35 protein-coding genes and 1 pseudogene are annotated in these 20,186 nt (G+C 45.2%); all 36 read left to right on the forward strand.

Features of this window, described 5'->3' with window-relative positions:
* The coding region (locus HNQ81_RS10020; protein WP_183350939.1) for an elongation factor Tu at positions 1-795 on the forward strand (795 nt) is incomplete at its 5' end.
* A gap of 15 nt (positions 796-810) precedes the next feature.
* Positions 811-1,122: a 30S ribosomal protein S10 gene (gene rpsJ, locus HNQ81_RS10025; RefSeq protein ID WP_183351164.1), complete on the forward strand. Its 312-nt coding sequence runs from the start codon at positions 811-813 to the stop codon at positions 1,120-1,122.
* Positions 1,123-1,161: 39 nt separating this feature from the next.
* On the forward strand, positions 1,162-1,791 hold the full coding sequence (gene rplC / locus HNQ81_RS10030) for a 50S ribosomal protein L3 (RefSeq protein WP_183350941.1): 630 nt from the start codon (positions 1,162-1,164) through the stop codon (positions 1,789-1,791).
* 35 nt (positions 1,792-1,826) lie between these two features.
* The gene (gene rplD / locus HNQ81_RS10035) at positions 1,827-2,450 is read left to right on the forward strand and encodes a 50S ribosomal protein L4 (RefSeq protein WP_183350943.1); all 624 of its coding nucleotides are present in this window, start codon (positions 1,827-1,829) and stop codon (positions 2,448-2,450) included.
* Positions 2,447-2,734 (forward strand): 50S ribosomal protein L23, encoded by a 288-nt coding sequence (gene rplW / locus HNQ81_RS10040; protein WP_183350945.1) that lies wholly within the window; start codon positions 2,447-2,449, stop codon positions 2,732-2,734. The genes rplD and rplW overlap by 4 nt, the downstream gene beginning before the upstream one ends.
* Positions 2,735-2,813: 79 nt before the next feature.
* The gene (gene rplB / locus HNQ81_RS10045) at positions 2,814-3,635 is read left to right on the forward strand and encodes a 50S ribosomal protein L2 (protein WP_183350947.1); all 822 of its coding nucleotides are present in this window, start codon (positions 2,814-2,816) and stop codon (positions 3,633-3,635) included.
* Between the two features lie 17 nt (positions 3,636-3,652).
* Entirely contained in the window at positions 3,653-3,928 is a 276-nt protein-coding gene (rpsS, locus tag HNQ81_RS10050) for a 30S ribosomal protein S19 (protein ID WP_183350949.1), read from the forward strand.
* 45 nt (positions 3,929-3,973) lie between these two features.
* The gene (gene rplV, locus HNQ81_RS10055; RefSeq protein WP_035234791.1) at positions 3,974-4,306 is read left to right on the forward strand and encodes a 50S ribosomal protein L22; all 333 of its coding nucleotides are present in this window, start codon (positions 3,974-3,976) and stop codon (positions 4,304-4,306) included.
* A gap of 71 nt (positions 4,307-4,377) precedes the next feature.
* On the forward strand, positions 4,378-5,031 hold the full coding sequence (rpsC, locus tag HNQ81_RS10060; protein ID WP_183350952.1) for a 30S ribosomal protein S3: 654 nt from the start codon (positions 4,378-4,380) through the stop codon (positions 5,029-5,031).
* 48 nt (positions 5,032-5,079) lie between these two features.
* Complete coding sequence (gene rplP, locus HNQ81_RS10065) at positions 5,080-5,496, forward strand: 50S ribosomal protein L16 (RefSeq protein ID WP_183350954.1); 417 nt, start codon at positions 5,080-5,082, stop codon at positions 5,494-5,496.
* Positions 5,493-5,687 carry a 50S ribosomal protein L29 gene (rpmC, locus tag HNQ81_RS10070; RefSeq protein ID WP_183350956.1) on the forward strand — a complete coding sequence of 65 codons (195 nt, stop codon included), beginning with the start codon at positions 5,493-5,495 and terminating at the stop codon, positions 5,685-5,687. The genes rplP and rpmC overlap by 4 nt, the downstream gene beginning before the upstream one ends.
* A 67-nt stretch (positions 5,688-5,754) precedes the next feature.
* A complete protein-coding gene (gene rpsQ, locus HNQ81_RS10075; RefSeq protein ID WP_183350958.1) occupies positions 5,755-6,015 on the forward strand; it encodes a 30S ribosomal protein S17 in 261 nt (86 codons plus the stop codon).
* Positions 6,016-6,079: 64 nt separating this feature from the next.
* Positions 6,080-6,448 carry a 50S ribosomal protein L14 gene (gene rplN, locus HNQ81_RS10080; RefSeq protein WP_035234781.1) on the forward strand — a complete coding sequence of 123 codons (369 nt, stop codon included), beginning with the start codon at positions 6,080-6,082 and terminating at the stop codon, positions 6,446-6,448.
* A 50-nt stretch (positions 6,449-6,498) separates the two neighbouring features.
* Positions 6,499-6,834 (forward strand): 50S ribosomal protein L24, encoded by a 336-nt coding sequence (gene rplX, locus HNQ81_RS10085; protein WP_183350960.1) that lies wholly within the window; start codon positions 6,499-6,501, stop codon positions 6,832-6,834.
* A gap of 32 nt (positions 6,835-6,866) precedes the next feature.
* Positions 6,867-7,406 (forward strand): 50S ribosomal protein L5, encoded by a 540-nt coding sequence (gene rplE, locus HNQ81_RS10090; protein ID WP_183350962.1) that lies wholly within the window; start codon positions 6,867-6,869, stop codon positions 7,404-7,406.
* Positions 7,407-7,452: 46 nt separating this feature from the next.
* Positions 7,453-7,638, forward strand: a complete 186-nt coding sequence (locus tag HNQ81_RS10095; protein ID WP_183350964.1) for a type Z 30S ribosomal protein S14 — start codon at positions 7,453-7,455, stop codon at positions 7,636-7,638.
* A gap of 55 nt (positions 7,639-7,693) precedes the next feature.
* A complete protein-coding gene (gene rpsH, locus HNQ81_RS10100) occupies positions 7,694-8,092 on the forward strand; it encodes a 30S ribosomal protein S8 (RefSeq protein WP_183350966.1) in 399 nt (132 codons plus the stop codon).
* A gap of 28 nt (positions 8,093-8,120) precedes the next feature.
* Positions 8,121-8,663 carry a 50S ribosomal protein L6 gene (rplF, locus tag HNQ81_RS10105; protein WP_183350968.1) on the forward strand — a complete coding sequence of 181 codons (543 nt, stop codon included), beginning with the start codon at positions 8,121-8,123 and terminating at the stop codon, positions 8,661-8,663.
* Positions 8,664-8,706: 43 nt separating this feature from the next.
* Complete coding sequence (gene rplR, locus HNQ81_RS10110) at positions 8,707-9,075, forward strand: 50S ribosomal protein L18 (protein WP_183350970.1); 369 nt, start codon at positions 8,707-8,709, stop codon at positions 9,073-9,075.
* A 27-nt stretch (positions 9,076-9,102) separates the two neighbouring features.
* A complete protein-coding gene (gene rpsE, locus HNQ81_RS10115; protein WP_183350972.1) occupies positions 9,103-9,615 on the forward strand; it encodes a 30S ribosomal protein S5 in 513 nt (170 codons plus the stop codon).
* A gap of 79 nt (positions 9,616-9,694) precedes the next feature.
* Entirely contained in the window at positions 9,695-9,877 is a 183-nt protein-coding gene (gene rpmD, locus HNQ81_RS10120) for a 50S ribosomal protein L30 (RefSeq protein WP_183350974.1), read from the forward strand.
* Position 9,878: 1 nt separating this feature from the next.
* Entirely contained in the window at positions 9,879-10,325 is a 447-nt protein-coding gene (gene rplO / locus HNQ81_RS10125) for a 50S ribosomal protein L15 (protein ID WP_221270857.1), read from the forward strand.
* 92 nt (positions 10,326-10,417) lie between these two features.
* Positions 10,418-11,722, forward strand: a complete 1,305-nt coding sequence (gene secY / locus HNQ81_RS10130; protein WP_183350976.1) for a preprotein translocase subunit SecY — start codon at positions 10,418-10,420, stop codon at positions 11,720-11,722.
* Between the two features lie 8 nt (positions 11,723-11,730).
* A complete protein-coding gene (gene map, locus HNQ81_RS10135) occupies positions 11,731-12,510 on the forward strand; it encodes a type I methionyl aminopeptidase (RefSeq protein ID WP_183350977.1) in 780 nt (259 codons plus the stop codon).
* Positions 12,511-12,590: 80 nt separating this feature from the next.
* Positions 12,591-12,827 (forward strand): translation initiation factor IF-1, encoded by a 237-nt coding sequence (infA, locus tag HNQ81_RS10140; RefSeq protein ID WP_035234762.1) that lies wholly within the window; start codon positions 12,591-12,593, stop codon positions 12,825-12,827.
* Positions 12,828-12,841: 14 nt separating this feature from the next.
* Positions 12,842-12,955: a 50S ribosomal protein L36 gene (rpmJ, locus tag HNQ81_RS10145; protein WP_183350979.1), complete on the forward strand. Its 114-nt coding sequence runs from the start codon at positions 12,842-12,844 to the stop codon at positions 12,953-12,955.
* A 47-nt stretch (positions 12,956-13,002) separates the two neighbouring features.
* Complete coding sequence (rpsM, locus tag HNQ81_RS10150; RefSeq protein ID WP_183350981.1) at positions 13,003-13,371, forward strand: 30S ribosomal protein S13; 369 nt, start codon at positions 13,003-13,005, stop codon at positions 13,369-13,371.
* Positions 13,372-13,392: 21 nt separating this feature from the next.
* Positions 13,393-13,791: a 30S ribosomal protein S11 gene (rpsK, locus tag HNQ81_RS10155; protein ID WP_183350983.1), complete on the forward strand. Its 399-nt coding sequence runs from the start codon at positions 13,393-13,395 to the stop codon at positions 13,789-13,791.
* Between the two features lie 45 nt (positions 13,792-13,836).
* Positions 13,837-14,466 carry a 30S ribosomal protein S4 gene (rpsD, locus tag HNQ81_RS10160; RefSeq protein ID WP_183350985.1) on the forward strand — a complete coding sequence of 210 codons (630 nt, stop codon included), beginning with the start codon at positions 13,837-13,839 and terminating at the stop codon, positions 14,464-14,466.
* Positions 14,467-14,606: 140 nt separating this feature from the next.
* Positions 14,607-15,650, forward strand: coding sequence for a DNA-directed RNA polymerase subunit alpha (locus tag HNQ81_RS10165; protein ID WP_183351167.1), 1,044 nt, complete (start codon positions 14,607-14,609; stop codon positions 15,648-15,650).
* Positions 15,651-15,729: 79 nt separating this feature from the next.
* Positions 15,730-16,116: pseudogene (gene rplQ, locus HNQ81_RS10170) on the forward strand (50S ribosomal protein L17); the annotation flags it as partial.
* A 92-nt stretch (positions 16,117-16,208) separates the two neighbouring features.
* On the forward strand, positions 16,209-16,973 hold the full coding sequence (locus HNQ81_RS10175) for a YkgJ family cysteine cluster protein (protein WP_183350989.1): 765 nt from the start codon (positions 16,209-16,211) through the stop codon (positions 16,971-16,973).
* A gap of 217 nt (positions 16,974-17,190) precedes the next feature.
* Positions 17,191-17,970 (forward strand): 30S ribosomal protein S2, encoded by a 780-nt coding sequence (gene rpsB / locus HNQ81_RS10180; protein ID WP_183350991.1) that lies wholly within the window; start codon positions 17,191-17,193, stop codon positions 17,968-17,970.
* A gap of 180 nt (positions 17,971-18,150) precedes the next feature.
* Complete coding sequence (gene tsf, locus HNQ81_RS10185; RefSeq protein ID WP_183350993.1) at positions 18,151-18,747, forward strand: translation elongation factor Ts; 597 nt, start codon at positions 18,151-18,153, stop codon at positions 18,745-18,747.
* Between the two features lie 87 nt (positions 18,748-18,834).
* Positions 18,835-19,572 (forward strand): UMP kinase, encoded by a 738-nt coding sequence (gene pyrH, locus HNQ81_RS10190; protein WP_183350995.1) that lies wholly within the window; start codon positions 18,835-18,837, stop codon positions 19,570-19,572.
* Between the two features lie 12 nt (positions 19,573-19,584).
* A complete protein-coding gene (gene frr, locus HNQ81_RS10195) occupies positions 19,585-20,139 on the forward strand; it encodes a ribosome recycling factor (protein ID WP_183350997.1) in 555 nt (184 codons plus the stop codon).
* Positions 20,140-20,186: the final 47 nt, after the last annotated feature.

The raw sequence follows: 20,186 nt of genomic DNA on the forward strand, positions 1-20,186 counted from the left end.
GTGTTCCTGAACAAGTGTGACATGGTCGATGATGAGGAACTGATCGAGTTGGTCGAAATGGAACTGCGTGAGTTGCTTGACAAGTATGAATTTCCTGGAGACGACGTACCATTTGTCAAGGGTTCGGCGTTGAAGGCGCTGGAGAATCCTGAGGACGAGGCAGCGACGAAGTGCATCTGGGAGTTGATGGATGCAATTGATACGTATATTCCTGAGCCGGTACGTGATGTTGCCAAACCCTTCCTGATGCCGATTGAGGATGTATTTTCGATTTCCGGTCGTGGAACGGTTGCAACCGGAAGGATCGAGCGAGGTGTGATCAAGGTCGGCGAGGAGGTTGAGATTGTCGGAATCAAGCCGACGGTGAAGACGACGGTTACCGGTGTCGAGATGTTCCGCAAGTTGCTTGATGAAGGTCAGGCGGGGGATAACATTGGTGCGTTGCTGCGAGGAGTGAAACGGGATGAGATAGAACGCGGTCAGGTACTGGCTGCGCCGAAATCGATCACGCCGCATACCAAATTCAAGGCCGAGTGCTATATTCTCGGCAAGGATGAGGGTGGACGTCACACGCCGTTTTTCAATGGATATCGGCCGCAGTTCTATTTCCGGACGACGGATGTTACTGGAGTCGTGACATTGCCCGAAGGAGTGGAGATGGTGATGCCTGGTGACAATATATCGGTTGAGGCCGAGCTGATCACCCCTATCGCGATGGATGCCGGATTACGATTTGCGATCCGCGAGGGTGGTCGGACGGTCGGTGCTGGCGTTATCAGTGAAATAATAGCCTAAATAGGGTAAATGATGATACCTACGGAAAAAATCAGGATACGCTTGAAGGCGTACGATCATAAACTTCTTGATCAGTCTACCTCAGAAATAGTTGAAACAGCGAGACGGACAGGATCTGCGGTAGCAGGACCAATTCCTTTGCCGACTTCTATTAATAAGTTCTGTGTCTTACGGTCGCCTCATGTCGATAAAAAATCGCGAGAGCAATTTGAGATGAGGACTCACCGGAGGTTGCTGGATATTCTTGAGCCAACACAGCAAACCATTGACCTGCTGATGAAATTAGAGTTATCCGCTGGCGTCGATGTCGAAATTAAGCTGCCCTAGTTGATAAAAAAATAAGCAAAAGAAGCGTCAGGATATATTATGCCAAAGACTATCGGTATTTTGGGTAAAAAAATTGGAATGACCCGGATCTTTGACGAACTGGGTAATGTTGTACCTGTGACGGTTATTGAGGCCGGTCCCTGCAAGGTACTGCAAGTTAAGAATGAAGTGACGGACGGCTACAATGCTATCCAGGTAGGATTTGAAGAGAAGAAAGCTTCTCGTGTCAACAAACCTTCTGCTGGACATGCGGCCAAAGCGGGTGCAGTCGGCTTCTACCATATCCGTGAGTTCAGGGTGGTAGATACTGCGCAGTATAAAGCTGGGCAGGAAATCGCTCTCGATACCATTCTTCAGATAGGAATGAATGTTGACGTTCAGGGAACCAGTAAAGGTCATGGATTCCAAGGTGTAATGAAGCGACACGGTTTCAAGGGCGGTGGAGCTGGACATGGTTCAACATTTCATCGAGCTCCTGGATCGATTGGTTGCAGTGCCTGGCCGAGTCGAGTCGTCAAGGGAAAGAAACTTCCCGGTCGGATGGGCAACAATACAGTCTTGAGGAAAAATGTTGTTGTTGTTGATGTGCGCTCCGAAGAAAATATCGTGTTATTGAAAGGACCAGTTCCGGGGGCTAAAAACGGCCTGTTGAAAATATTTTCAAAGTAATTGATCACGGAACTTGAAGGTTCGAGGAGATAAGAATGTCAACTGTAAATATAGTGAACACCAAAAACGAAAGGGTCGGCGAGATAGAGTTAAATGAAAGTATTTTTAATCTCGAAGTGAAAGAATACCTTTTGCATGATGTTGTACGAATGCAGCTTGCAGCACGCAGGGCAGGAACTGCATGTACAAAAACTCGCGTTGAGGTCAGTGGGGGTGGGGCCAAACCTTGGCGGCAGAAAGGTACTGGCCGAGCCAGAGCTGGAAGTCGAAGGTCTCCCTTGTGGAGAGGCGGTGGTGTTATCTTTGGCCCGAAACCGCGTGACTATAGTTTCAAACTTAATAAGAAGGTCAAAAAACAGGCTCTTGCTATGGCAATGAGTGCTCGATTTCAGGAAGGTAATCTTATTGTTCTTGATGATTTTTCGATGGATGTCATCAAAACCAAGGATTTCGTGGCTGTGATGAAAATACTGAATATCGAGAACGGTCTGATCATTGCTGATGGAGCTAGTGACAATCTTAATAAATCAGCACACAATGTTAATGGTTTCAAAGTGTTGCCAACTGAAGGGCTGAATGTATACGATATATTGTTGCATAAGAAACTTGTACTCGTGCAACCAGTGATAGAAAACCTTGAAAAGAGGTTGATGGCATGAAAAATATTTACGGCGTATTGATGGGCCCCAGGTTAACTGAGAAAGCTAATTTGTTGCAGGAATCGAATGGAAAAATCGTTTTCAGAGTTCGACCTGAAGCTAATAAAATTGAGATCAAGAACGCAGTCGAAGAAATGTTTAAAGTCAAAGTAAAGAGCATAACGACTGCCAATATGCACGGAAAGCGAAAGCGGGTCGGTAAATTCATAGGTAAAACGAATGATTGGAAAAAAGCCTATGTTACCTTGTCGGAAGGAAAGATCAATTTTGCCGATGAACTGTAATTTAAAAAATACAGTTTGTGTGCTTAGAAGTTCTTTTGAGATTCTATCAAATAATTGATGATGGAGCGATTGGGAAATCATGGCTATCAAAACATATAAACCTACGTCGGCCGGAAAAAGGCATCACGTTTCGACAATGAGTCCAGAACTGTCGCAATGTCGTCCAGAAAAGACTCTTGTTGTCAGCCTGTCAAAATCCGGTGGAAGAAATAATTATGGGCGGATTACTGCAAGACACATAGGTGGTGGACATAAACGCAAGTATAGAATTATAGACTTCAAGAGAAATAAAATTGACATTGCTGCCAAGGTTATCTCCATTGAATATGATCCGAACAGGTCCGCAAATATTGCCTTGTTGAGTTATCTCGACGGAGAGAAAACGTATATTCTTTCTCCTGATGGTATAGCTGTTGGTGATCAGGTCGTTGCCGGAGAAAATGTCGATATTCAGCCAGGCAATTGTTTACCTATGGCAAACATACCGCTGGGCACGATTATTCATAATATCGAAATGAAAATCGGCAAAGGAGCTCAGCTTGTTCGTAGTGCAGGATCTGCAGCCCAGCTTATGGCCAAAGAAGGACAGTATGTTCTCGTTCGTTTGCCTTCAGGTGAGGTGAGGAAATTCAATCGACTTTGCCGGGCATGCATTGGTCAGGTCGGAAATCGTGAGCATGAAAGTAAAAAACTCGGAAAAGCAGGTCGCACCCGATGGGTTGGAAAGAGACCGCATGTACGTGGTGTTGCCATGAATCCCGTTGATCATCCGATGGGTGGTGGTGAAGGCAAGAGTTCCGGTGGCCGCCATCCGTGCACTCCATGGGGATATCCGACCAAGGGTTACAAGACCAGGAAGAATACGTCTTCTGATAAGTTCATAGTCAAGAAGAGATCTTAATACGAAAGGAGTGAATAATGTCACGCTCAGTTAGAAAAGGACCTTTTATTGACGAGCATGTAATGAAAAAGGTCGAGCAGGCAATAGACAGCGGATCTCGGAAGGTTATAAAAACCTGGTCGAGGCGTTCAGATATTATCCCAGAAATGGTAGGTCTGACATTTGCTGTCCATAATGGAAAAAAATTTATACCGGTGTTTATATCTGAAAACATGGTAGGCCATAAATTAGGAGAGTTCTCTCCGACGCGAACCTATTATGGGCATTCTGCCGATAAGAAAGGTAAAAAATAATATTCCATTTCTGTTCTCAGGCAGAACTCATCAGGAGTAAATACTATGGAAGCAAAAGCCGTAGGAAAATATATTAGGATATCACCCCAGAAAGCACGGTTAGTAGCTGATGTGGTAAGGGGAATGGCCGTCGATAAAGCAATAACGACGCTTCGGTTTATGCCGAAAAAAGGAGCTGGTATATTGCGTAAGGTTATTGAATCCGCTGTAGCTAATGCCACTCAGAATGATCAAGTTGACGTGGACGATCTGTTCGTTAAGAAGATCCTGATTGACGGAGGACCATCCCTGAAGCGTATTACACCAAGGGCCATGGGAAGGGCTACCGGTATTATCAAAAGGTCAAGTCACATTACGGTCGTGCTGGGAGAAAATTGATAATCTCTGTAGAGATAAATCAATTTTTTTCAGCTAATCAATTTGAATAATGAATAATCTGGAGGATTGTTTTGGGGCAGAAGGTTAATCCATTAGGACTGAGACTGAATATCACCCGGACTTGGGATTCAATTTGGTACGCATCGAAAGATTACTCTGCTTACCTTATTGAAGATCAGAAAATTAAGAAATTCCTTAAGGAAAAGCTTCAGCATGCCGGATTGTCAAAGGTGATAATTGAAAGGACGGGCGATAAGGTCCGGACGAAATTATTCACAGCCCGGCCTGGGATTGTAATAGGCAAAAAGGGTGCGGAGATCGAAATCCTGAAAAAAGATCTCGAAAAGCTTGTGCAACGTAAAGTTACTTTGGATATTCAAGAGGTACGGCGGCCTGAAGCCGATGCACAACTGGTTGCTGAAAGCATCGCTTCCCAATTGGTGCGCCGGGTTGCCTTTAGACGCGCAATGAAGAAAGCGGTAAATTCAGCGTTGCGTTTCGGTGTCCAAGGCATTAAGATTTCCTGTTCCGGACGCTTGGGGGGGGCCGAAATGTCACGGTGCGAGTGGGTCAGAGAAGGAAGGGTTCCGCTTCACACTCTCAGGGCTGACGTGGATTATGCACTTGCTGAAGCGAATACAACATACGGTATTATTGGTGTAAAAGTATGGATATTCAAAGGTGAAGTGCTTGGTGATAAGGACTCAGGCAGCGTTCAGCAGTGACGAGGCGGAGAGTCTTCGGGATAAGTAGTATTGACAGTGGAGTAGAGAATGTTAAGTCCTAAAAAGGTAAAGCATAGGAAGGTCTTCAAAGGAAGAATGAAAGGGGTTGCCATGCGTGGCTCCTCTATATCGTTTGGCGAATACGCCTTGAAGGCCTTGGATTGCGGTAAGATGACGGCGCAACAGATAGAAGCTGCTCGAATTGCAATCAACAGGAAGATAAAGCGCGGGGGAAAAGTATGGATAAGGGTTTTCCCTGCAAAACCGATTACCAAAAAACCTGCGGAAACTCGGATGGGTAAGGGCAAAGGCAGTCCGGAATACTGGGTGGCTCCAATTCAGCCTGGGAAAATACTTTATGAACTGGCTGGAGTTGATGAAGAACTAGCTGTACGGGCCTTGACTCTTGCAGGGAACAAACTGCCGTTTGCCACCAAGGTCGTCGCCAAGAGGAACATATTATGAAAGCTGAAGAATTGAGAAAAATGTCCGAAGAGGAATTGGAGAAAAAGTTAACTGAATTGCAGAAAGAACTCGGAAATCTCTCCTTTCATCATCGTATACGACCCTTGGAAGATACTTCACGATTAAGAAAAATTAGAAAAGATATTGCTAGGATTAATACCGTCGTCAATCAGAAGGGCAATATAGCCTAACCACAAGTGAAAAATACCTGTGATTGCGGGTTGTCCATGCACTAAATCACCTTGAATCGAATATATTATGAGTGAAAATACTAAATCGAAAAAAACTCGAACTGGTTCTGTTGTCAGCAACAGGATGGAAAAAAGCGTTGTCGTTCTGGTTGAACGCAAGGTTCGTCATAAACTGTACGGTAAGTATGTGAAGACAAGCGTTAAATACCTTGCAGATGACCCAGAGAACCGCTGCAACATCGGCGATACAGTACTCATTGAGGAATGTCGTCCACTAAGTAAAAAGAAACGATGGCGTGTAAGAACCATACTTGAGCAGGCTGTGTAATACCTCTTTTTTTATCTGATCGAGGGGATATTAATTTGCAGCTGATGAAATACCGGGTGAAATTATGATACAAACAGAAACAGTCCTCAATGTGGCCGATAATTCAGGTGCTAAAAAAGTACTTTGTATTCGTGTTCTTGGCGGGACAAGGAAACGGTATGCGCGTATTGGCGATGTTATCGTTGTCACAGTAAAAGAGGCTATACCACATGCCAAGGTAAAAAAAGGCGATGTTATGAAGGCTGTAATAGTTCGTACAGTCAAAGAAATTAAGCGTCCTGACGATACCTGGGTAAAATTTGACGAAAATGCAGCAGTTATTCTGGCATCATCAGGTGAACCGGTGGGTACTCGAATTTTTGGACCGGTAGCGAGAGAATTGAGAAATCAGGGATTCATGAAAATCATCTCCCTTGCTCCGGAAGTACTGTAACCGTCCCCGACCCCGCATGGGTGAGATCCATTGATTGGAGAATATACGCAATGAGACAGGGTAGAACATACCTGAAAAAAAATGATCAGGTTGAAGTAATTGCTGGCAAGGATAAGGGAAGAGTCGGCAAGGTTCTGAAGGTGTTGCCTGATGAGAACAAGGCCGTAGTGGAAAGAGTGAATATGGTCAAAAGGCATACCAAGGCAAGAGAGATGAATCAACAGGGTCAGATTGTTGAAAAGGAACTACCGATTCATGTGTCGAATCTGCAGTTGATTTGTCCTGAATGCACCAAGACCGGCCGCATAGGCAAAAAGATCCTTGATGATGGTGCAAAGATCCGCTTTTGCAAAAGCTGCGGTGAATCCATCGAAAAGAAAGCATAAAACTGTAAAGACACTAACACCAGGAGTTATTCATGGGTGCGTTGAAGGATTACTATAATAATGAATGTGTACCTGCATTAAAACAGGAGTTTGGTTACACCAATCCGATGCAGATTCCCAAAATTGAGAAAGTCGTTCTCAATATGGGTCTTGGCGAAGCGGTGCAGAATCCAAAGATTGTCGAGGGCGCGGTCGAAGAACTGACCAAAATTGCAGGTCAGCGTGCGGTAGTCACTAAGGCGAAGAAGTCTATTGCAACATTTAAACTCCGCGAGGGTATGCCGATCGGTTGCTGTGTTACTCTTCGTGGTGAAAAAATGTATGCCTTCATTAGCAAACTGGTCAATATTGCTCTGCCACGCGTACGTGACTTCAGAGGCCTTTCTCCAAAATGGTTTGATGGTCGGGGAAATTATTCAATGGGTGTTAAGGAGCAGATTATTTTTCCAGAGATAGATTACGACAAGATTGACAAGATCAAAGGTTTAAATATCACATTTGTAACGACGGCAAAAACAGATGAAGAGGGGCGTTTCCTGCTGAAATTGATAGGGATGCCGTTCCGTAAGTAATCGATAAATTAATTAAAGATTTTATAGAAATATTCTGGAGGTCAGTTTGGCTAAAAAATCCATTATTGCAAAGGCCCAGCGCAAACAGAAATTTGACGTGCGGCAATATAACAGATGCCCATTGTGTGGTCGGCCCCGTTCATTTATCCGGAAGTTCGGGATATGCAGAATCTGCTTTCGGAAGTTGGCGTCAAGCGGAGAAGTCACTGGTGTGACAAAGTCCAGCTGGTAGGAAGTGGTCTCCGGTTTTCAGTCGATAATTCAGAAAAAATGAAGGAGTGTTCGCTATGTCCATGAGCGACCCCCTGGCAGATATGCTGACCAGGATACGCAATGCAACGATGGTAAAGTTTGATCATGTGGAAATACCCAAATCAAATGTCAAAGTTGATATTGCACGAGTATTGAAAGAAGAAGGCTTCATTCGTGATTATCGTATTTCAGAGTCAGGTCCTCAGGGAACTTTGACTATAGATCTGAAATATGGTCCGAACCGAGAGTCTGTTATTACGGGAATTAAACGTATCAGCAAGCCCGGGCTGAGGCGATATGCCAAGGCGAAAGAAGTGCCGACCGTATTGAACGGACTTGGTATTTCCATCATCAGTACATCGAAAGGCATAGTTACCGATAAAGCCGCAAGGACTTTGAACACTGGCGGAGAGATACTCTGTGAAGTGTGGTAATCTTCGCAGAAAATGGAGGAATTGACGAATGTCTCGGATAGGGAAACAACCAATTACAGTACCTGCTGGTGTTAAGGTCGATATCAGTGGCCAGCTGATCACAGTGACCGGGAAGAAAGGCAAACTGGTGAGAACTATTCAGCCAGAGATTGAAGTAGTCTATGAGGGTAATGTCATAAATATCATTAACAAAACTGAAGGAAAAACCGTTAACGCTTTCCGTGGATTAACCAGAAGCCTTGTCAATAACATGGTAGTCGGCGTTGAAGAAGGGTTTAAAAAAGTTTTGGTAATTGAGGGTGTTGGCTACAAGGCTAATGTCGTTGGCAATAATCTCACCCTAAATGTCGGTTATTCAAGTCCGGTTGAATTTACCGTTCCGAGTGCTGTCACTGCATCGATAGAAGGGAACAACAAAGTTGTATTGGAATCTATCGACAAGGAACTGCTGGGACTCATTGCAGCCAAAATTAGACAGGTGAGAAAACCGGAACCTTACAAGGGAAAGGGCATTCGCTATGAAGGCGAGCATATTGTCAGAAAAGTCGGAAAATCAGGTTCTAAGAAATAAGGTTGTCGGTTTTCAACCACTTACTTTTTGATGGAATAATATTATGGCGAAGACGAATTTAAAAATCACGGCCAGGGCAAAGAGGATCAGTCGGATTCGTAAAAAAATTACAGGAACGATTGAGAGACCACGCCTGAGAGTCTTCAAAAGCAATAAGCATATTTATGCGCAGATTATTAATGATGCGACAGGGAAGACATTGATTACCATGTCAACAGTTGATAAAGGGTACTTGCCTGGTGATGACGTGAAAGGGAAATCCGCGGCAGCTAAGATTGTAGGCTATATTCTTGCAGAACGTGCAAGGGCAGCAGGCATTGAAAAGGTTGTCTTTGATCGTGGTGGATATATATATCACGGTCGCGTTAAATCCCTCTCCGAGGGAGCTCGGGAAGGTGGGCTAATTTTTTAATGTTTTTTCTACATATGGGGGTGTCCCTTGTCTGAGTTTAAGCGTTCCAAAAGTGAAAATACCGAGGAACTGATAGAAAAGATAGTGTTCATCAATCGGGTAGCCAAAGTGGTAAAGGGTGGCCGACGTTTCAGCTTCAGCGCAATTGTCGTCGTTGGTGATGGAAAAGGAAAGGTCGGATACGGTCTGGGTAAGGCCAATCAGGTCCCCGAAGCCATTAGAAAGGGAGTTGAAAAAGCGAGAAAGGATATGTCTGCCGTATCGTTGACAACATCATCAATTCCCCATGAGATTGTTGGTACATATGGCGCAGGAAAAGTAATGCTCAAGCCCGCCTCCGATGGCACCGGACTGATCGCCGGTGGCCCAGTGCGGGCTGTTCTTGAGGCGGCAGGAGTTTCAAATATACTGACAAAATGTCTCGGCTCACACAATCCTCATAACATGGTAAAAGCTACCTTAGATGGATTGCGGTCATTACGCTCTGTCAAGGCCATCGCTGCTCTGCGTGGTAAAAGTGTCGAAGAGTTTCAGGTCTAGCAAAGCACATATGGTTGAATGCCCTGATGAGCTGTATTGGATAAAGATTTCTGTGAATTAATATTCATAAGGTAACGAAATGGCAGAGACAATTACTTTTACCATGGTCAAAAGCAGCATTGGCAGTACTGAAAAAATACGCGCTACTTTGATTGGCTTAGGTTTGACCAAACTCAATAAAAGAGTGACGAGAAAAAATACACCTGAGTTGAGGGGAATGCTCGCTAAGGTCAATCATCTCGTTCGGATCGAAGAGGTATAGGATGATTACGCTTTCTAATTTATCACCGCAGGATGGTTCAACAAAACAAAAAAAGCGGGTAGGTCGTGGACCGGGATCGGGTCACGGGAAAACAGCTGGTCGAGGACATAAGGGATTCAAAGCTCGTTCTGGTTCGGGTATAAAACCTGGTTTCGAAGGCGGTCAGATGCCCTTGTATCGCCGACTCCCGAAGCGTGGCTTCACCAACGTTCATGCCAAATTATGTGAAATCGTTTCATTGAGCCAATTGGATAAGTTCGAGGCAAATAGCGAGATTGACTCCGCAAAACTTGTCGAGGCCGGCATCGTTTCAAAAGGAAGTATTGTCAAGGTCCTGGCAAATGGTGAGATCACAAAGGCAGTAATCGTCAAGGTGGAAAAGGTCAGTTCTCAGGCGAAGGCTCAGATAGAAAATGCTGGGGGTAAGGTCATCTTTGAAGAGGCGTAATAAATACGGGAAAAGATGATGATGTCCTCGATACTGATCTCCCTGAAAAGTATGGGCATACAAATTTCTGAGTTTTTTTACAGGAAAGACGAATGAGTGGATTGCAAAGGGCTGCCAATATACCCGAGTTACGTAAGCGGATTCTCTTTACCCTGATCATGCTTGCCGTTTACAGGGTTGGGGTTGAGATTCCAACTCCCGGGATTAACGGTGATGCACTGGCAGCCTTTTTCGAAAAGAATGGCGGGACGCTTTTCGGGATGTTCAACATGTTTTCCGGTGGTGCCTTGGAAAATTTTTCCATATTCGCACTGGGAATCATGCCCTATATCAGTGCATCGATTATTATTCAGCTTTTGACTGTTGTTGTTCCTCAGCTTGAAGCGTTGAAAAAAGAAGGTGAGTCAGGGCGTCGGAAAATCACCCAGTACACCCGTTACGGTACAGTACTGTTAAGTATAATACAGGGTATGTTCATAGCCGTCGGCCTTGAAGGCATGGCAGGCCCTGGAGGTGAGGCGATTGTTCTGCAGCCGGGTATTGAGTTTAAACTCATGACAATGCTGACTCTGACCTCAGGGACCGCTTTCATCATGTGGCTCGGGGAACAGATGACTGAGAGGGGAATTGGTAACGGCATTTCGCTGATCATTTTTGCTGGGATAGTGGCACGTGGACCGGCGGCTATTGTCAACTCTATCCAGCTTATCAAAGCTGGGGAGATCACCGTCTTCTTTGTGCCATTTCTGCTTGCATTCATGTTCATTATAATGGCGTTGGTAGTATTTTTCGAAACATCGCAGCGAAGGATCCCGATCCAGTATGCCAAAAGAGTTGTCGGGAAAAAAGTATATGGCGGTCAAAGTACGCACTTGCCGCTGAAAATTAATGTGTCTGGTGTAATACCTCCGATATTTGCATCTTCGATCATGATGTTTCCTGGCACAATAGGCCAGTTTGTTCAGGTTGAGTGGGTACAGAGAGCCTCGGCGATGATGAGCCCAGGTCACCCGATATACTATCTGCTTTATATTGTAATGATAGTATTTTTCTGCTTCTTCTATACTGCGGTGACCTTCAAGCCTGATGACGTTGCTGAAAACCTCAAGAAGAACGGTGGGTTTGTGCCTGGTATCAGGCCAGGTAAAAAGACTGCAGAATTCATAGACAGAATCCTTACCCGTATCACCGTGGTTGGTGCTATCTATCTGAGTACAATTTGTGTGCTTCCTACTGTGCTGATTTCAAAATTTAACATTCCATTTTATTTCGGCGGCACGGCATTGCTCATTATTGTCGGGGTTGCAATTGATACTATTTCTCAGATTGAATCTCATCTTGTGATGAGAAATTACGAAGGATTCATGAAACAAGGTCGAATCCGTGGTAGGAAGTAACTGTGTTTATGACAGACCATAACAGCGGCAAGTCCATCATTCTTAAAAATCATGATGAAATCATGATCATGCTCGATGCGAACCGAATTGTTGCAGAGACTTTGACGTTAGTGCAAGGGATGATTGCGCCAGGAGTGACAACCCTTGAACTTGATCGAGTTGCTGAAGATTTTTGTAAAAGTAAGAATGCCTCTCCAGCTTTCAAGGGGTATCGAGGTTTTCCAGGCAGCTTGTGTACATCTATAAATGAAGAGGTCGTGCATGGCATTCCTTCACGAAGGCGTAAGCTAAAAAAAGGTGATATCATCTCTGTAGATTTTGGTGTCAAGTACAAAGGTTACTATGGTGATTCGGCAATAACAGTGGCTGTTGGCAAAATTGCCGAAAATGAAGAGAAACTCCTTCAAGCTACTGAAGAGTCGTTGGAGCGGGCCATCGAAAAGGCTGTCGTCGGAAACAGGGTTGCTGATATCTCAATTGCCGTTCAGGAATATGTCGAAAAGCGTGGATTCTCTGTTGTCCGTCAGTTTGTTGGGCATGGTATCGGCACTGCCCTGCATGAAGGACCCGAAATACCCAATTTTCTTCAAGGAGAGCAATCACCAAGATTGGTGCCTGGAATGGTTATGGCGATCGAACCGATGGTTAACCTCGGAACATCAAAAGTGAAGGTTTTGCGCGATGGATGGACGGTTGTAACGGCAGATGGTAAACCGTCCGCACATTTTGAACATTCAGTGGCTGTGACTGAAGATGGGCCTATCGTGTTGAGTCGCAGGAATGACTAGAATAAAAAACGCTTCTCTTTTGCAAGAAAATAGATTAATATCTCCTGTTTTCGAGAAAAAATTTATTTCCAGGAGAGTCCATGGCTAAAGAAGAGGCTATAGAGGTCGAAGGTACTATTATTGAGCCACTGCCGAATGCGATGTTTCGTGTCGAATTGGACAATGGTCATAAAGTTCTTGCTCATATTTCTGGAAAGATGCGGATGCATTTTATTAAGATCCTGCCGGGTGACAGGGTTACTATCGAGCTCTCTCCTTATGATCTTACGAGAGGCAGGGTTACGTTCAGGGCAAAAAATGCCAAAAAGAAAAAATAGAGAGTCTGAATGTTATGAAAGTACGTTCATCTGTTAAAAAAATTTGTAGTGACTGTAAAATATTCAAACGAAACGGTATAGTTCGTGTTTCCTGTAAGGTTAAGAAACATAAACAGAAGCAGGGATAATCGGAATTTGCTATATAGTTTTTCTGCATCTTTTAAGGAGATAGACATTGGCTCGTATAGCTGGAATTGACCTTCCAAAAAACAAACACATTGATCGTGCATTGACGTACATCCATGGTATTGGTTTAGCCTCTGCGAGGACTATTCTCGATAAAGTTGACCTTCCCTACTCGATGAACAGTGATGATCTGGATGCAGAAGATGTCAATCGCATCCGTAAGGTCATCGAGGACGAGTTTGTTGTCGAAGGTGACCTTCGTCGAGAAGTTTCGATGGATATAAAGAGGCTCACTGATCTTGGTTGCTACAGAGGGCGAAGACACAGGGCTGGGTTGCCGTGCCGTGGACAAAGAACTAAAACCAATGCCAGGACCAGAAAAGGTCCCCGCCGCGGTGCTGCAGCTCGCCGAAAATAATAACAATCGGATGGTATAACAATGGCAGGAGCAAAACGTGCTGAGGCACGAGTGAAAAAAAAGGTAAAGAAAAATATCCCTGAGGGCGTAGTGTTCATCTACTCTACGTTCAATAATACAATCGTTACAATATCAGATAAACTTGGTAACGTTATATCTTGGTGCAGCGCAGGAGTGCTTGGGTTTAAAGGGTCAAGAAAGAGTACCCCTTTTGCTGCACAGAACGCCGTTGCGGATGCTGCAAAAAAAGCGTCTGATTTCGGAATGCGAAAAGTTGAAGTAAAAGTGAAAGGTCCCGGGCCAGGAAGAGAAGCAGCACTTCGCGCACTTGTCAATACTGGATTTGAAGTAAGTCGTATTTACGACGTGACTCCAGTTCCGCACAACGGATGCAAACCTCCCAAGCGCCGACGTGTTTGATCGGGACTTAGTTCATACGGAATATTACATTAATGGAGGCCAAAATTGGCTAGAAATATAGGCCCAGCATGCCGGATTTGCAGGCGTGAAAATTTGAAACTGTACCTTAAAGGTGACAGGTGCTACTCAGACAAATGTGCCTTTGAGAGGAGAGCATTTGGACCAGGGCAGCATGGTCAGTCAAAATTCAAGAAGCTTTCCGATTATGCTGTGCAGTTGCGTGAAAAACAGAAGGTAAAAAGCATGTACGGCATGGTCGAAGGCCAATTTCGCCTGACCTTTGATCGTGCTGAACGCCAGAAAGGCGTTACCGGTGAAAACCTTCTGGTGTTGCTAGAAAGAAGACTTGATAGCGCAATTTTCAGACTTGGTATGGCATCATCAAGGAATCAGGCCAGGCAGCTGGTACGACATAAGCATGTTCTCGTCAACGGCAGAAAAGTCAATATTCCTTCATTTTTAGTTTCAGTAGGTGACGAAATAACTTTAAAGGAAAAAAGCAGGACTAACAGCCTTATTGTCGAAAATCTTGAGGCTGTAGCGAGGAGAGGGGTGCCTAGCTGGCTCGAGCTTGATAAAGATAATGTCAAGGCCAAGGTCAAAACTCTTCCTAATCGTGAAGAGTTGACACTGCCTATACAGGAACATCTGATCGTCGAACTGTATTCTAAATAACAAAGTGACAGGGGCTTTTTCTAAGCCTGAAAATGCTCGCTGAAACTTTTTCTCCTCGACCACGAGAAACAGGTGTACTTACTGTTTCTCGTGATTTTTACATTTTATTCTTCGGAAATACAGCGCAAGAAGGGAAATATATGACCCAGGCCACCGACGAAAAACTTCCATTTTACCGGAATTGGCATGAGCTGATAAAGCCTGAAAAGCTTGAGGTTGACAAGTCTAAACATTCTGAGACGTATGGAAAATTTATATGTCAACCACTCGAAAGAGGATTTGCATCCACCATCGGTAACTCTCTGAGAAGAATTCTGCTTTCATCTATCCAGGGCGCGGCGATAACAACGGTGAAAATCGAAGGCGCGCTGCACGAGTTTACCTCCATGAAGGATGTGATGGAGGATGTTAGTGAGATAATACTGAATATCAAACAGATACGAATCAAGTTGAATACACTTGAGTCGCTGAAGGTACACATCGAAAAGACCGGCCCGGGAAAAGTGGTTGCTGGAGATATAACGGGATCCAGTGCTGTCGAAATAATGAACCCTGATCAGATTATATGTACTGTCACTGGGGATACCACCTTCCAGGCCGAATTGACTGTTGAATGGGGGAAGGGGTATCAGCCCGCTGAAAAACAGGAAAAAGAGAATCTGGCAGTTGGGCAGATTCCAATTGATGCCATATTCACCCCTGTAAAAAAGATCCAGTACGTCGTTTCTCAGGCAAGGGTCGGTCATCAGACCGATTACGACAAATTGACTCTTGAGGTAGAAACTGATGGCAGCGTTCGTCCTGAGAATGCGCTGGCTTATGCGGCGAAGATCCTTAAAGACCAGTTGACCATATTTATCAACTTTGATGAAGACAAGGCGGAACCCGATGTCAATGTCATTGCTGGCCCGCCGGTGCCGTTAAATCCTTATCTTGATAAACCGGTTGAAGACCTTGAGCTTTCTGTACGATCGGCAAATTGCCTGAAAAATGCTGAAATTAATTTTATCGGTGATCTGGCTCAGAAAACTGATCAGGAAATGCTCAAAACGAAGAATTTTGGAAGAAAGTCCCTTAATGAGATCAAGGCCTTACTTGCAGAAATGGACTTGACTCTGGGGATGAAATTCGAGAACTGGTCTCCACCTCCAGTGCGTGAAAAGAAAGAGGATCAGGGGCAATAAGTCTCCTATCTCAGAATATTTCATTTAATTAGTCAATTACTCCTGGTTAAATCCTGGAAAGTAACCGAAGGAAAGAAAAATGAGACATAATAACTCGGGAAGAAAACTCGGACGGACCAGTTCGCATCGAGAGGCCATGTTTAGAAATATGGTCACCTCGCTGTTTGAGCATGAGCGCATCACGACCACCAAAGAAAAAGCCAAAGAATTGCGCCCCATAGCTGAAAAGATGATCACCCTTGCCAAACGTGGAGATCAACATGCGCGAAGGCAGGCCCTTGGGTTCATTCGCAGTAAAGGTGTTGTGGAAAAGCTTTTCACAACTATCCAGTCGCAATTCGCCGATCGTGCAGGTGGCTATACACGGATTCTCTTGACCGGAGTGCGACAAGGTGACGCTGCGCAAATGGCGATTATCGAACTTGTTGGTTATCAGGAAAAAACTGAGAAGGTTGATAAAGAAAATTAGTTTATTTAATCTCTCTCAGAGAGACAAGGCTGCCTGAATACTCGTTCAGTCAGCCTTTTTTTTATTGATTTCCCCTGTTGTGGACTCAAATGGCCGACCCGAAATTGTTTCCTGATGGAATGCAGCCTCTTTGCGAAAACCGATTTACATTTTCCTGTTTTCCCGGCATTCAGTGTTTTACGAAATGCTGCAAGAATGTCGATATGATACTATATCCATATGATATAATTCGATTAAAAACCGTACTGCAGATTGAATCATCAGGTTTTCTACAAAAGTATACTCGGGTGGTTCAAGGCGATAATCATTATTTTCCCACTGTTATGCTTCAGGTCAATGATGATCCTGATAGAGCTTGTCCATTTTTGTCATCCAGTGGTTGTACCGTGTATCATGATCGGCCTTCGGCATGCCGTATGTATCCACTTGAACGCGCGGTGGACAGGAGGCCTGACAAGCGAGGCGTCAAGGAATACTACTTTCTCGTTAAACATCCTTATTGTCTCGGACATCGAGAGGATAAAACCTTTTCAGTTCTGGAGTGGATTCGAGATCAGCGCCTTCACGATTATAATGTCATGAATGAGCTTTGGACCGAGATCGATACAATCTTTTTTAGCAATCCATGGCAGGGTGAAGATATTGCCGGAATGAGACAGCAACTCGCGTTCATGGTTTGCTATGACATCGATCGTTTTCGTAAAATGGTCGAGGAAAAAAAAGTAGTCGAGCAGTTTATGATCTCCAAGGAAACCAGGAAAAATATTGCTGGAAATGATGTTGAACTGATGAAATTCGGATTCGAATGGTTGAAGCATTTCCTTACAGGCCGATCGTCTCTCATTAAACGGTAGAATTTATTATATAATAAACTGAAATTGAGGAGTTGCCATCCACTGCACCGTATGGTATAAAACGGGGTTGTTTTTTGGATGGTTTTTTGATCGTTTGTTTTTTTAACACACATCTTCGTGACAAGTACTGGTGTCATCGCGGTAAGAGCAAAATCGATACGGTCTTTCTGCGCTGATCATGAGAAGATGGAGGCCAAACCAGGAAAATGGAGGAATAATGGCTAGTGCGACAGTAAGAGACATGCTGCAGGCAGGACTTCACTTCGGGCATCAGACCAGACGCTGGAATCCGAAGATGAAGCCCTATATTTATGGGCCACGAAACGGCATCTATATCATCAACCTTGATCTGACAAAAAAGCTTTTTGATAAAGCCTGCAATTTTGTATCTCAGGAAGTCAAAAAAGGTGGAACAATCCTTTTTGTCGGTACCAAGCGCCAAGCACAGTCGATTATCAGTGAAGAAGCGCAACGGTGCGGAATGTTTTATGTGGATCATCGTTGGCTTGGTGGAATGTTGACCAACTTCCAAACAATCAAACGCAGTGTCGAGCGTTTAAAAGCCATCGAGTCAATGCAGGCGGATGGCTCTATCAATAGATTTCCCAAAAAAGAGATTCTGCTCATGGAGAAGGAGCGGATCAAGTTGGAACGTAACGTTGGCGGGATCAAAGACATGAGGAATCTGCCGAGCGTTATCTTCGTAATTGATCCACGGAAAGAATCAATTGCCATTACAGAGGCAAAAAAACTGAATATTCCGGTTGTTGCAGTTGCAGACACAAACTGCGATCCGGATGGGATCGATTATCTCATCCCCGGAAATGACGATGCCATACGCTCAATCAAGCTTGTCAGTTCGTATGTCGCTGAGGCAATCCTTCGCGGCCAGGCCGAGCGCGAAGGAGATAATGCCTCAGAGGAGGCTCTGGCGGCAGCCGTCAATGCTAGTGGGGTTGATTTCATCGAAGAGAACGCCGCCTCGGATGAACAGTGATCAACAATCTCTCCTCAACGGGAGAACCGCTGAAGTTCTGATATAAATAAAAAGGGGCGTCCTGTGACAGCCCCTTTTTATTGTCTGGTAGAAAGGATTTTTCTACTCATACTCGTTTCTACAGTGAAAAAGAATCGAAAACGTTAAGACGCAAATGCGTTGCTATTGAGGAGGTTTGCAATGAACATAACAAGCCAGATGGTGAAGGATCTGCGCGATAAGACCGCGGCAGGTATGATGGATTGCAAGAAGGCGCTGACCGAGACGAATGGCGATATGGAGAAGGCTGTCGACCTGCTCCGCCAGAAAGGACTTGCTGTGGCTGCGAAAAGGGCGGGTCGAGCGACGAGCGAGGGCGTCATTGAGACGTATATTCATGCGGGAGGGAAACTCGGTGTCATGGTAGAGCTTGGCTGTGAGACCGATTTCGTCGCCAAGACTGATGCATTCCGAGAATTTGCCCGTGATGTGGCCATGCATATTGCGGCCACCAATCCGGTTTCGATTTCCCGCGATGAGGTGCCTGAATCGGTCCTGACCCGGGAAAAGGATATCTATATTCAACAGGCTATGGATTCAGGAAAGCCAGCTAATATTGCAGAGAAAATGGTAGAAGGCAAGATTGAAAAATTCCTGGCCGAAGTCTGTCTCCTTGAGCAGAAGTATGTCAAGAATCCTGATCTCAGTATTCAGGATCTGCTCAATGAAGTTGTCGGCAAGATGGGAGAGAATATTTCGATCAAGCGCTTTGCTCGTTTTCAGGTAGGTGTCGAGTAATCTCCTTCGTCCGTCGTTTGATGTACATTTCTCGAAGCACTCTCTGATTGTTCTGGGAGAAGATGCACAACAGCCAAGGAGCTCCGCATGCCGTTACAGTATAAAAGGATTATGCTGAAGTTGAGCGGTGAGGCCTTGATGGGTGATGATGCTTTCGGCATTAACACCTCGGTCCTTGAATTCGTCGCGGCTGAAGTTAAAGAGATCGTCAGGATGGGGGTTGAGCCTGGGCTTGTCATCGGCGCCGGTAACATCTTTCGAGGTGTTGCCGGGGCCAGTAAAGGCATGGACAGAACAACTGCCGACAATATGGGAATGCTCGCCACTGTCATGAACAGTCTGGCGATGCAGGACGCTCTTGAACGTATGGATGTTATCACCCGGGTCATGTCGGCGATCCCCATGCAATCCGTTTGTGAGCCGTACATCCGGAGAAGGGCTACCCGGCATCTTGAAAAAGGCAGGGTTGTCATCTTTGCAGCTGGTACCGGAAACCCATATTTCACTACCGATTCTGCCGGTGTGCTGCGAGCCCTCGAGATCGATGCCGATATCATCATCAAGGCGACGAAGGTGGATGGAGTTTATGACAAAGATCCCGTCCGTGAGCCTGATGCGATCAAATATGACCATCTCACCTATTCAGAGGTCCTCGGAAGAGGTCTTACGGTCATGGATGCCGCTGGAATCGCGCTGGCGATGGACGACGATAAACCCATCATGGTCCTGAACATGAATGTCCCTGGAAATATTCGGAAGGCCGTTTGCGGCGAAATGGTCGGGACCTTGATCAGTTCACGAAAATCTCCGAATATCCCGAGGTAAGAGGAGGGCGGTATGCACGAAGTAATTTTTGAAATGTCCGAGAAGATGGAAAAGAGTGTCGAGGCCCTCAAGTCCGAGTTGTCCAAGGTTCGTACCGGACGCGCCTCTCTTGGACTTCTCGACGGTATCACCGTAGCGGTCTATGGCAGTCATATGCCCTTGAATCAAGTTGGTTCCTTGACGATTCCGGAAAGCAGGAGCATTGCCATTCAACCATGGGATCCGCAGACCCTCCCGGCGATCGAAAAGGCGATTCTCAAATCGGATATCGGTCTCACCCCCGCAAGTGACGGCAAAGTCATCCGGCTGAATATTCCACAGTTGACTGAAGAGCGTCGCAAGGAGATCGTCAAGCAGGTCAAAAAGGTAGCCGAAGAATACCGTGTCGCCGTGCGCAATATTCGCCGGGATACTCTCGATACCCTGAAGAAGTTAAAGAAGGACAAGGAAATCTCAGAGGACGACTTTTTCAAACTGCAGGACGAGGCTCAGCACGAAACGGATAGCACCATCAAGAAGATCGACGAGGTCACCGCCTCAAAAGAAAAGGAAGTTATGGAGGTCTGATTGTTCAGACGATTCCAGCCTTTGGAACCTGTCCGGTTCCACTACCT

It is taken from the genome of Desulfoprunum benzoelyticum, from assembly GCF_014201505.1.
Lineage (GTDB): Bacteria > Desulfobacterota > Desulfobulbia > Desulfobulbales > Desulfocapsaceae > Desulfoprunum > Desulfoprunum benzoelyticum.

Coding starts and splice junctions, on each gene's coding strand:
- rplC (WP_183350941.1), top strand. CDS start 1,162: ATGCCAAAGACTATCGGTATTTTGGGTAAAAAAATTGGAATGACCCGG.
- rplD (WP_183350943.1), top strand. CDS start 1,827: ATGTCAACTGTAAATATAGTGAACACCAAAAACGAAAGGGTCGGCGAG.
- rplW (WP_183350945.1), top strand. CDS start 2,447: ATGAAAAATATTTACGGCGTATTGATGGGCCCCAGGTTAACTGAGAAA.
- rplB (WP_183350947.1), top strand. CDS start 2,814: ATGGCTATCAAAACATATAAACCTACGTCGGCCGGAAAAAGGCATCAC.
- rpsS (WP_183350949.1), top strand. CDS start 3,653: ATGTCACGCTCAGTTAGAAAAGGACCTTTTATTGACGAGCATGTAATG.
- rplV (WP_035234791.1), top strand. CDS start 3,974: ATGGAAGCAAAAGCCGTAGGAAAATATATTAGGATATCACCCCAGAAA.
- rplP (WP_183350954.1), top strand. CDS start 5,080: ATGTTAAGTCCTAAAAAGGTAAAGCATAGGAAGGTCTTCAAAGGAAGA.
- rpmC (WP_183350956.1), top strand. CDS start 5,493: ATGAAAGCTGAAGAATTGAGAAAAATGTCCGAAGAGGAATTGGAGAAA.
- rpsQ (WP_183350958.1), top strand. CDS start 5,755: ATGAGTGAAAATACTAAATCGAAAAAAACTCGAACTGGTTCTGTTGTC.
- rplN (WP_035234781.1), top strand. CDS start 6,080: ATGATACAAACAGAAACAGTCCTCAATGTGGCCGATAATTCAGGTGCT.
- rplX (WP_183350960.1), top strand. CDS start 6,499: ATGAGACAGGGTAGAACATACCTGAAAAAAAATGATCAGGTTGAAGTA.
- rplE (WP_183350962.1), top strand. CDS start 6,867: ATGGGTGCGTTGAAGGATTACTATAATAATGAATGTGTACCTGCATTA.
- rpsH (WP_183350966.1), top strand. CDS start 7,694: ATGTCCATGAGCGACCCCCTGGCAGATATGCTGACCAGGATACGCAAT.
- rplF (WP_183350968.1), top strand. CDS start 8,121: ATGTCTCGGATAGGGAAACAACCAATTACAGTACCTGCTGGTGTTAAG.
- rplR (WP_183350970.1), top strand. CDS start 8,707: ATGGCGAAGACGAATTTAAAAATCACGGCCAGGGCAAAGAGGATCAGT.
- rpmD (WP_183350974.1), top strand. CDS start 9,695: ATGGCAGAGACAATTACTTTTACCATGGTCAAAAGCAGCATTGGCAGT.
- rplO (WP_221270857.1), top strand. CDS start 9,879: ATGATTACGCTTTCTAATTTATCACCGCAGGATGGTTCAACAAAACAA.
- secY (WP_183350976.1), top strand. CDS start 10,418: ATGAGTGGATTGCAAAGGGCTGCCAATATACCCGAGTTACGTAAGCGG.
- map (WP_183350977.1), top strand. CDS start 11,731: ATGACAGACCATAACAGCGGCAAGTCCATCATTCTTAAAAATCATGAT.
- infA (WP_035234762.1), top strand. CDS start 12,591: ATGGCTAAAGAAGAGGCTATAGAGGTCGAAGGTACTATTATTGAGCCA.
- rpmJ (WP_183350979.1), top strand. CDS start 12,842: ATGAAAGTACGTTCATCTGTTAAAAAAATTTGTAGTGACTGTAAAATA.
- rpsK (WP_183350983.1), top strand. CDS start 13,393: ATGGCAGGAGCAAAACGTGCTGAGGCACGAGTGAAAAAAAAGGTAAAG.
- HNQ81_RS10165 (WP_183351167.1), top strand. CDS start 14,607: ATGACCCAGGCCACCGACGAAAAACTTCCATTTTACCGGAATTGGCAT.
- HNQ81_RS10175 (WP_183350989.1), top strand. CDS start 16,209: ATGGCCGACCCGAAATTGTTTCCTGATGGAATGCAGCCTCTTTGCGAA.
- rpsB (WP_183350991.1), top strand. CDS start 17,191: ATGGCTAGTGCGACAGTAAGAGACATGCTGCAGGCAGGACTTCACTTC.
- tsf (WP_183350993.1), top strand. CDS start 18,151: ATGAACATAACAAGCCAGATGGTGAAGGATCTGCGCGATAAGACCGCG.
- pyrH (WP_183350995.1), top strand. CDS start 18,835: ATGCCGTTACAGTATAAAAGGATTATGCTGAAGTTGAGCGGTGAGGCC.
- frr (WP_183350997.1), top strand. CDS start 19,585: ATGCACGAAGTAATTTTTGAAATGTCCGAGAAGATGGAAAAGAGTGTC.